This window comes from Paenibacillus sp. SAFN-117 (assembly GCF_051966115.1).
Taxonomy (GTDB): Bacteria; Bacillota; Bacilli; order Paenibacillales; family NBRC-103111; genus Paenibacillus_L; species Paenibacillus_L residui.
This window is the reverse complement of the sequence record NZ_JBQCLK010000050.1, coordinates 17,748-27,866: the sequence shown is the minus strand read 5'-3', so window position 1 is coordinate 27,866 and position 10,119 is coordinate 17,748. Positions and strand designations below refer to the sequence as shown.

At 50.3% G+C, this 10,119-nt stretch carries 9 protein-coding genes; 2 read left to right on the top strand and 7 right to left on the bottom strand.

The features are described 5' to 3' along the window. Window positions 1-140: 140 nt before the first annotated feature. From ACTHRH_RS24210 to ACTHRH_RS24190, 5 genes are all read right to left on the bottom strand, one after another. Window positions 141-1,238: a PRK06851 family protein gene (locus ACTHRH_RS24210; protein WP_440417995.1), complete on the bottom strand. Its 1,098-nt coding sequence runs from the start codon at window positions 1,236-1,238 to the stop codon at window positions 141-143. A gap of 139 nt (window positions 1,239-1,377) precedes the next feature. Continuing rightward, window positions 1,378-1,977, bottom strand: a complete 600-nt coding sequence (locus ACTHRH_RS24205; RefSeq protein WP_440417993.1) for a uracil-DNA glycosylase — start codon at window positions 1,975-1,977, stop codon at window positions 1,378-1,380. 339 nt (window positions 1,978-2,316) lie between these two features. Beyond that, complete coding sequence (locus ACTHRH_RS24200) at window positions 2,317-2,673, bottom strand: hypothetical protein (protein ID WP_379291773.1); 357 nt, start codon at window positions 2,671-2,673, stop codon at window positions 2,317-2,319. Between the two features lie 123 nt (window positions 2,674-2,796). Next, window positions 2,797-3,630, bottom strand: a complete 834-nt coding sequence (locus tag ACTHRH_RS24195) for a DUF4097 family beta strand repeat-containing protein (RefSeq protein ID WP_144937341.1) — start codon at window positions 3,628-3,630, stop codon at window positions 2,797-2,799. An 84-nt stretch (window positions 3,631-3,714) separates the two neighbouring features. Next, the gene (locus tag ACTHRH_RS24190; protein ID WP_144937344.1) at window positions 3,715-4,461 is read right to left on the bottom strand and encodes a YwmB family TATA-box binding protein; all 747 of its coding nucleotides are present in this window, start codon (window positions 4,459-4,461) and stop codon (window positions 3,715-3,717) included. Window positions 4,462-4,714: 253 nt separating this feature from the next. On the opposite strand from ACTHRH_RS24190, the gene ACTHRH_RS24185 reads away from it, so the two are divergent. Continuing rightward, window positions 4,715-5,428, top strand: a complete 714-nt coding sequence (locus tag ACTHRH_RS24185) for a gamma-glutamyl-gamma-aminobutyrate hydrolase family protein (protein ID WP_379291770.1) — start codon at window positions 4,715-4,717, stop codon at window positions 5,426-5,428. Window positions 5,429-5,572: 144 nt separating this feature from the next. Further along, window positions 5,573-6,553 (top strand): peptide-methionine (S)-S-oxide reductase MsrA, encoded by a 981-nt coding sequence (gene msrA / locus ACTHRH_RS24180; protein WP_144937350.1) that lies wholly within the window; start codon window positions 5,573-5,575, stop codon window positions 6,551-6,553. Window positions 6,554-6,671: 118 nt separating this feature from the next. On the opposite strand, the gene ACTHRH_RS24175 is transcribed toward msrA, so the two are convergent. Both ACTHRH_RS24175 and ACTHRH_RS24170 read right to left on the bottom strand, forming a co-directional pair. After that, window positions 6,672-7,190, bottom strand: coding sequence for a ferritin family protein (locus ACTHRH_RS24175; RefSeq protein WP_144937354.1), 519 nt, complete (start codon window positions 7,188-7,190; stop codon window positions 6,672-6,674). Between the two features lie 278 nt (window positions 7,191-7,468). Further along, a complete protein-coding gene (locus ACTHRH_RS24170) occupies window positions 7,469-9,886 on the bottom strand; it encodes a TPM domain-containing protein (protein ID WP_440417990.1) in 2,418 nt (805 codons plus the stop codon). Window positions 9,887-10,119: the final 233 nt, after the last annotated feature.

The following is a 10,119-nucleotide window of genomic DNA, read 5'->3' as shown; positions in this document are numbered from 1 at the left end:
CACTCCATTTCAATACTTTAATGAACTTAAACTTTCCAATGTGGTAAAAAAAGCTTTTAACGAAGTTTTTTCGAAGAGGTGAAAAAAACAGTCGCAATAAATTACAGGGACTACCTGATCAGATAGTCCCTGCAATAGGATTAAATTTTATGGACTTGCTTCTCGAAAGCCCCCCGGATTCGGCTCTCGATCTCAGCAACCTTGGCGGAATCTACACCTTTGCGGTAAAGCCTCTTCCATTCATCGCGCAAACTTTTCACCTTGGCCAAGCATGCATTGGCTTCACCCATTGCCGAAGTATAGCGGGCACGGATCTCCGCAATCGAATCCGCATATTTTTCATCTATTCCTGGCGGAAAGGTTTTCTCATACATATCCAAAATTTCATCCCCTGCCCGGGAAGGAAAATGCTCATGGGGAGCCGTACTATCGAAAATGGCCACATTGATATCCGGAAAAATCAGCATATCGAGACTGTTTGGGTCGAAGCCGCAATGGAACATTTCCACATCGTACCCTTGTCTTTCCGCCTCGGCGGCCAGCTTCTTCATCATCGTCGATTTCCCCGAGCCCGGGCGTCCCTTAACGAAAATCCGTCTGGGGAGTCCCTCTGTCAGAGGCATGATGAAATCAACAGGGCCTCTGGATGTCGCCGCTCCAAGATAGCGGTGAATGACCTTGGCCGGTTTCGAATCCTTCCTTACTCCAAATAAAGAATCGGCCAATTCCCGGGTAATTCGATCGGCTGCAGCATGATCCATGTTATCGATATAGATCTTTTCCCATTCATCATGGATTTGCAAGCCCAAGTTATAAGTATCTATAGCTTTATTATACCAATGCTCTATTTCCTGCTGCAGTTCGGACATCCGGCTCTCATCCGCCTGCAATAAATTACGATCCACCGCTTCATCCAAATCGAATACCTCAAGCGTATTCCCTACACCGGATTGCAAAGCTTCCGGACAAGCCGTGCCGTCAATCAAACCGGCCTGCAAGCCGGCAACGATCATCCCGTCCAGGTCTTCACTGTCGAGGGAGGAATGATAAAGCTCCACATCCCAGCCCCGTTCCTGCATTGTATTCGCCAAATTTCGAATGATGGCGGATTTCCCCGTACCGGGCCCTCCTGTAAGAACATAGAGGCTCTTCACATTGCTGTAAGCCGAATCAAACAGGCTGTGAGGACCTTTCGCTGTATTTCCGACAATAAAATAAGACTTCGCCTGACCTCGCATCGATTAGCCACTCCTTTCGGTTGCATCACTCTTGCCTCTATATGGATAATATATGCTTGCGCCCAGGATGTGTGTTTGCCTAAGAGTCAATTATAGCAAGTCAAATCAGACGCGGTACGCTGTTAGAGCCAACCATGCGTTACTTACTTGTGAGCGCCCCGGTTCCGGCATGCTCTTGCCGATAACGGTCAAACAGCATTTTCCAATCGGCGGCAAAGCGGGGGTATAAATTAGGTCTTCTCCGAACCGCCAGAGGATGGTAAGAAACCAGAAGATGGCGCCCGTCGGCTTCAAGCCACTTCCCCCGCAGTTCCTTAACCTCGGCCTCCGGATTTCCGAGAAAAGACTGCACAGCCGTATTTCCCAAGCAAAAAATAAACCGTGGAAGCTTCTGATCTAACTGCAGCTGCAAATGCTCCCTGCAGGCCGCTCTTGCCTTTTCTTTATTGTAGGCTCTCTTCGGCCGGCATTTCAATAAATAGGTTACATAGAGATCGTTCTCGGTGAAGCCCGCCTCCCATGCGGCCTTCTGTAACGTTTGCCGGGTGCCGCAAACATACGGCTCTCCGTCCCGGTTCTCCCTCTCCCCGGGGTTGTCCAACAAAATTAGAACGGATGCTTGCGGATTCCCCTCTCCCCAAATCACCCGGGTGCGCTGTCCGGCTAACTCGCAATTGCTGCAATTTATGGCATGGGGAGGAGCCGGTTCCTCCTGCCAACTGGTCGCTTGAAAATCCATTCTCTTCACCGCCTTCTGATTTTTTCCCATACTGATCCATGGAGCCTGTCCAACGAGACAAGTTTAGACATCCAATCGCTGTTATTCTCAGATTTCTTGGGAATCTATTTTTTGAAGGTTGAAATCCTGGGATAACGAGGCGAACGCCGGCGCTTTTCCAGGCCGGAAACTTACTTCTTCGGTTCCTTTCTCACCTAACACGAATTCGGTCAGCGGATAGTCTTCAAACGGATTGAAGCTTGTTTCGCTCGACTGGACCCGGGTCACATGACCCGGTTGCCCACAAACATACTAATAAGCCAAGAACCGGCAGTTGGTTCTGCCGGTTCCCTTATGCTGCTATACTTCCCCATTTTCCGTTCGGGGAAACGTCTCATCCACTTCCCAAGACTCCACCAACTGATGGGCCTTCTGAAGAGGATATCCTCTTCCCATTAAATACGCTATTAATACTACTTCCGTCATGGCATGTCGGGTACCCGTCGTTTGCGCCTCCTTTAATCCGTAATTCACCAGCGGGCGGAAGCGGGCAATCAGCTCCCGGGGGCGAATCGATGGCTGGGCAAAAGCGGGTAAAACTCCTGGTCCTTCAGGATAAGAAGGATGGGATGGATAGGACGGATACGACGGGTAAGACGGAGATGGGTATAACGGCTGGGGAGATCCATAGGGGATTCCCGTATCAAAATAACTCACTGAAAGTAACACTCCTTTATCGGGTTGTTCCTTAGGCTGCTATATCCTATGCATTCGCCCGAACAAAGGATAGGGACCAACGCCCATTATTTATTGGACCCTGTCGCGGATCTGTGCCCGAGTTCACCTCGTCAGAGAAAAATCACCCGAGCTTGTCCTTACCTTCATCTTGATCTTCCCCTCACCTATCTTGCCGACAATCCGGTTGGATTTATCCGTTTCGTATTCGAAGCCCTCCAGTCCGACTCTGCCATCCCCCGAACCGGAACGGAAATCGAGGTCCAGCCCCGAAGGCCAGTCGCTTAGCCGGATGTCGATATCCCCGCTGGACGTTTCCAGATTCATGTCTTGTCCCAGCTCACCCAGCTCTATCGAAATTTCCCCCGAACTGGTTTCTCCCTGGAGCTCAGCCGATCCGTCGAGAATGCTGATATCTCCGCTGGATGCCCGGAACTCAATCAGATCGGCGGAGAACCGGCTGACCTGAATGTCCCCGGAAGAGCTTCTTAACTGCATATAGACCGCATTCACCGAATCGAGGCTAAGGTCTCCGCTTGAGCTCTCCAGCTTCAATTCTTTATAAATCTTCTCGGGGAGCTCTACCTTGAGATTAACATCGTTTGGCGCGAAGCCGAAGCTGATGCCGTTAGGCAGATTCACCTCAACATTCAGAGTGTCTCCGGCCTCTTTGACCCGCAGAGCCGTCTTCTTCCGGTAGCTTTGGTTTGCCTTCCCCTCCAGCTTAATCACAATCTGCTCAGCGTCGCCGGAGACCATTTGCACATCTGCACTGCTGGTATTAATATTGATTCTTTCTATTTTGTCAGCGTCCACTGATTGCTCTTGAAATACATTCTTACTGGCGAACCAGGACAAGCCTCCTTGGGAAATTACAATATAAATGACGACCGCTACAAAAAAAAGCACTGCCAAAAAGATTTTCATCGATCCTCTCATTCGAGAAAACCTTCCCTCCCATCTCTTCGCGGCCTTATACTGACAGCCGCTTGCACGGCGTTCGCTATAAACAATTATGCCGTGCTAATACTCCATCGTGATTGCCGGAAAACCGAGGGTCAGCCTCCATTTGCCGCTTTCGGTCACTTGGTGCACAGCGGCTTGCGCATGAATTTTATGCTGTCCGCTTATGATATATTCATTAAGCAGCGGGGAGGACAATGAAACGCTCAAGCTTCCGGCATCTTCATAACGGTCAATGCGCTGAGCCTGCAGCTTATTCTGTACGCTCAGGATAACCTCTTCCTTGCCGGAGTTCGCCTGCAAGCTATCCCGTACCATCCCCTGAATCCCTATATTCCATCTAGCTCCATCGCTTTCCGGCATCGATTCCCGCCACTCCAAAGCCTGCGGAAATTCCCGGACAGCCCCATCCCAACGCACGGTCAGATAAGCCGTAACACCATCATCCAGGGCGACTAGTCTCATCGTTACCTGACCGCCGGACATAGGTGCGGCGGTCTCATAGCAGAGGCGTCCATCCGGGAGTGCGTTCAGGCTTCCTTCCGGCAATTGAAGCCTCTCTGCGGTCTCGCGGCCTATAGCTGTGAATTCCGCCGGATCGCTATAAGTGTTAAAAACACTCTCCTGATAGATTACCAGATTAGCTTCATCATATAAAGAATCGGTTAAGTTCATCAGTTCCCGCCATGGGTCTTCGGCTGCCGTAACATCGGCAAACACGCGAAATTGCCCCCATACCCCTAACAAAATAAGGAAAATAGTGATAAGTGCCAGTCGATTAATAGAAAATGGCGATCTGAAAGACATTCTTAATCACCCCATCTTTAAAAAATAGACTTTTATTAGTTCTTCTCACACTCAGTTTTCCCGAATCTAGCAAAAGCTATACTTGTTTTTCTTTCTATTAAATAGCTTCATTCTTCCGACAAGTAATATTTAGTATTACAAAGTATGACAAAGGAATTCCAAATTCGACATTTTCCCCTGAAATCTCCTAAGCCCCGGCCTCTTCTAACCTGGAAGAAGAAGGAGTACAATGGAATCAAACTAAGGACGAAAGGTGGTCTTTGCGATTAAACCGCTTGTGGGAATTACCTGTTATATGAATGAAGAGCAGGTTTATCTCGGACATGTATATTCGGATACGATACTGAGATCCGGGGGATTGCCTGTTGCTATTCCGGTCATTCGGGAGCTGCAGGATGTGGAGCAATTAGCCGAAACTCTGGACGGCTTACTGTTATCTGGAGGGGAAGACATCGATCCGGAGTGGTACGGAGAGGACCCTATCCCCGGACTGGGCACTGTGACCCCGGCAAGAGACTGGAGCGAGATTCACCTGGCCCGCCGCTTTCTCGCGCTGAACAAACCGGTATTTGCCATTTGCCGCGGCTGCCAGGTGTTAAATGCGGCCTTCGGGGGAAGCCTATATCAGGATCTGGGTTCGCAGCATCCCTCTATCCAGCATGCCCAGAAAGCTCCCCGATCGCATAGGAGCCACAAGATCACCATTCTGGAAGGCACGCTTCTTCATAGCATTGCCGGCACAGAACAGGTCAAGGTCAACAGCTTTCACCATCAGGCGGTCAAGCAGGAAGCCCCCGGCTTCCGGGTTTCCTCCCGGGCGCCCGACGGAGTCATTGAATCGGTCGAGCATCCCGGTTCCAAGTTCGTTCTTGGCGTCCAATGGCATCCCGAACATACCGCGCTTACGGACAGCTTGTCCGCCAAATTGTTCGAAGCCTTCGTCCAAGCCTGCAGCAGCCCGGATTAAACCCATGGAACGAAGCCGCCGATATTCGACATTCCTTCGTTACGTCATTCGCCATACATTTGCCAATGCCGAGAAGGATAATTACAATAAGAATCATCTCAATCCGTTTCACCCTGACAAATAGTATATGAAGGAGGACACACCATGGCCCCGCAAGAAGAACGTAACTATGAACTGGCCACTTTCGCCGGCGGATGCTTCTGGTGCATGGTTTCCCCATTCGAGGAATTGCCCGGCATCATTCAAGTCGTATCCGGATATACCGGCGGGACTCTGGAAAACCCGACCTATGAACAGGTCTGTTCGGACACAACCGGGCATTATGAAGCGGTTCAGATCACCTATGACCCCGAGATTTTCCCTTATCGCAAGCTGTTGGAAATCTACTGGATGCAGATCGATCCGACCGATGAGGGAGGACAATTCTATGACCGGGGAAGCTCTTACCGGACGGCCATCTTCTATCACAATGAGAAGCAGAGGGAAGAAGCCGAGCAATCCAAGAAGGAGCTGGAAGATAGCGGCCGCTTCGACAAGCCGATCGTGACCCCGATTATTCCGGCGGCTCCTTTCTACCCGGCAGAGGATTACCATCAGAATTACCATCGCAAAAATCCCGCCCATTACCGTCGTTATCGGCAAGGCTCCGGCAGGGAGGATTTTATCGAACGGCATTGGAGCCGCAAGATAGATCGGGACAGCTTAAAAACTCGCCTCACCCCTATGCAGTATGAGGTTACTCAAAACGAAGCTACAGAACCGCCTTTCCAAAATGAATTTTGGGATTCCAAGGAAGAAGGCATCTATGTCGATATTATATCGGGAGAGCCTCTCTTCAGTTCCCTGGATAAATTTGATTCCGGGTGCGGGTGGCCCAGCTTTACGAAACCGCTGCAGTCACACAGCATCAAGGAGAAGCTGGACCTGAAGCATTCGATGGTTCGAACGGAGGTCAGAAGCCGGGTAGCCGACTCGCATCTCGGCCATGTCTTCAACGATGGGCCGGCACCCACCGGGCTTCGTTATTGTATCAACTCCGCTTCTTTACGCTTTATTCCGAAGGAAAGACTGGAGGAAGAAGGCTACGGAGAGTATCTCTATTTATTCGAACATAAGAACGATTAACTTTCTCGTTAGAGAGCATCGCCCAAGCCTCATCACGAATGATGAGGCTTCGCCTGCGTCCTGCCATGCGGCTGCCCAATCGCCCAGCCGCATGTTGACGTCGGCCTATGGGGTCGGATTATCTGGTCCTGTTCCAAATGTAAGAGAACCAGGTGGCATGCCGCTGCTCGTCATGCGAGGCGTTGATCAGCCCTCTGCGCAGAGGCAAAGGCACAATCTCCGACAATCGCTGATAGCTCTTCGAATCCTCCAGCTCGTCCTTAATGGATTCCTCTACACCCTTAACGAAAGATTCCGGGAGTGGACCCGCCTTAATTTCCGGCTTGCGACCGCCTGTCAGCTGGGAATAATAGCTGGAAAATAGCCGGAAGTGGTGTTCCTCATCCTGCTTTATGTCTGAAATTATTTTACGAAATTCTTCGTCAGGAGCTTCTCTGGCCAGCCATTCATATGTCCGGATAGCGTTGTATTCTCCATTGATCGCTTTGGCCAGCTCCCGGATCAACGAGGCAGTATCCGTATCGGCTGCGGGTCCGGCTTGCAGCCGGGTATTGTACGAAGGACCTGCGCTATATGGCGGATATACCCAGCTTCCTCCCCATAGAATTGGAGAGCTCCCGTAACGATTCCCTTTCATCCTTAGTTCCTCCTTTCCATGAGATTCTGCTTATACTCTATGGAACTACCGCCTATTTGGTGCCCATGGTTCATAATCCATGTGCAGCTATTGAGCACAATAAAAGCACGATCCGCTTAGGATCGTGCTGTTCGCATGTCCGGGTGAACTACCAATTGGAGCCCCCGGATTTATTATTGTTGTTTGAGCCGGAACCCCAGGAGGAACCGCCGGATTTGTTCGCTGAGGAGCTCGAACCCCATGTAGAGCCTCCGGACGTATTCCGCGAAGAGGTTGAACTAGCTGGAACCCCATATAGAGGTTTCCGAGGAACTGGACCCCCAGCTTGAAGAGGAGGCCGCTGTCCGCTCTGAATATAGCTTACGCTGATATTCGTTATCCATTTCGTCAATAAGATATTGAACCTCGTTAACCTTCTCGGCTGCATCCATATAGAAGCCGGAGGCCATCAGGTTGTTCACTTCATAAAGAATATTGCGGTAGTTCTTCTCATATTTTCTCACCCGGATCTTCCTCCGGGTCCTGGCCACTGCAGATTGGAAGCTTGATTCCATAAAGCTGATCGCTTCCAGAGCATAGTTCTTTTCCCCTAATACGAATTCGACATGGATCACGAAATCGTCGATCCTGCCGGAAAATTCGCGGACATGCCGCTCAAGTTCCTGTAAAGAGTATGGGGTAGTATGGAGCATCGATTTCAACTTTTGAAACATGGGATAGATAATGGGGTAGGTTTCGTCCGGCCCTGCCCCCTCCAAGAAGATTAGCTTTTCATTTCTGGCCAACTGCGCAGATTCCATGAATTGCTTCCAGCTCTCATTCACGACCGTTCGCAGATCATCCATAGCTTCGTTCAATTGCATGGAAATCGACTGGCAATGGCTTGAAATTTGATCCACCCCGTCAAGCCACTGAAGCATCTCATCCAGCTTTAGACGAGCCTCCTCAAAGTGTTGGTGATCATCATCCGTCAGCTTGATTACATTGGGAAGCTGAACGGCCGTATCCTGCATCATCCGTTTGGCAGCCTCCAGGGAAACGGCCAGGTCCACCCAATGCTCCTTAACGAAAGCCTCCCTCAGATCACTCAATATCTGCTCCAGATCGGCCTCGACCTTCGCGAACTCCGCTATTTTCTGCTTGATGAATCGAATATCCTCCTGGTTCTTGCCCCGCAAATAAGCATGCCTCTTCGTCATCTCCAGTGCTTCCGCCAGCAGTTCGTCCATTCTTCCGGATATCTGGCGAATATTAGGCATATTTCCGACCCGCAGCTCTGCCGATAAGGGCTCCATATTCCTCTGCGCCTCATCCAGCTTGGAGTACGGATCGATTCCGACCAATTTCAGGCAATGCTCGTTTATCCAACGCTCCAGCTCTTGTCTGCATTCCGACAACGTTTGAGGAAAGGCGTTATACTTATTCAACCATTGGGGCAGTTCTTCTGCCTCCTTGAACGCTTTCTCCATGGGCTGCGTTAACCCGGCGGCCGCTTCGCTCGCTCTTAAAGGATCGAACACCTTCAGATCGCGCACCCGACTAAGTTCCGCTTCCAACTCGGTCAATTCCTCCGTCATGCAGGTTAACGGAAAGGAGTGCTTCTCCGCAAGCCGTTGAACCGTCGATTGAGCGGCTTCCAGCTTCCCGGATAGGTCCTCGACCTTTCTAGTCACTTGACGTTCGGTTTCCCCCACCCGGACAATTTCCGGATAAATCTTCTCGAAGACAGCCTGACAATTCGCTACTGTTAATCTGCCTTTACGAATTCCCTGGCGAAGAGCGAGCAGCCTGATAAAAAGGATCTTCGCCTCCATGTCCTGCTGCAGCTTGCCTAGATCAATCAACAGCAGTGTGACAAGTTCGTTAAGCTGGTTGACCAGCTTCTCGGTCTGTCCTTGAACCAGCCCGACATAAGGCTTCAGTTCTTCGTTGGCATGACTGACCTCAATCAGCAGTTGATTCGCTCGGGACCGCAGCTTGGACCACTGGATTTTGAGAATCATTCCATATAGTAATATCCATGCCAGAACAACCGAGGTGAGAACGATAGCGATCAGAGTCCAGTTCCACTGGCTCAGAGGAGGTATTAAAGGTTTCTTGTCAACATCGGCAGAGGTTTCGGCCGGGCTCATGTCCCCCGCCTGCGGTTCAGGATCGGCAGCGGGAGCCTCCGGCTCCGGATCAGGGACAGGGGCAGGCTGGACCGCCTCGGCGTCTTCTGCCGCCAGTTCATGAACCGCATTCATCAGGTTCAAGCTGGCCTGAGCGAAATCCCCTTCTTTAGCCGCGGGAATGAAATACTCCTCCGTCAGCCTTCCAATCAGTTCACCGACATCGCCGCCGCCATAGAAGGATCGGATGCTCCGCTGGAGCTCCTCGCTGACCAAATTCATTTCAATCCGCCGGTCCTGACTGGATATCAGCAGCAATATTTCATTATTTTGCAAACCCCATTCATTAAATACGCGTGTCGTATAATCGAACGGATCTTCACCCTGCAAGCTGTCGATCGTTAAAATATAGAAAGTATAGAGGGGGCCTTGAGCCGCCTGCTCCAACGAGGCCAGCGCTTCCTCACGAAACATGCCCGCCTGGTCCTGCACCGTTCCATTCTTCACAGGAGTATTTGCCGCCCAGACCATGACCGGGCTCAATAGTAAACATAATAAGAGCAGGAAGCAGGTTAATTTCTTCACAAGTCTATCCCCCATTTTCATGTCTATAATCATCAGTATACTGAAAATAAAGGAAATTGGATAGAGATGGCAATTTTAACTTGTGCGTCGATTTATATGATTATAGATTATTCATACATAAACTACGCCTTTGCGGCATTTACTGTATGCTTTATCGTACAAAATGCGCTCGATCGCAATAATCTTCGCGCATTTTCGCTTGGCCGCACCGAAAGTTGAGTTACAAACTATGC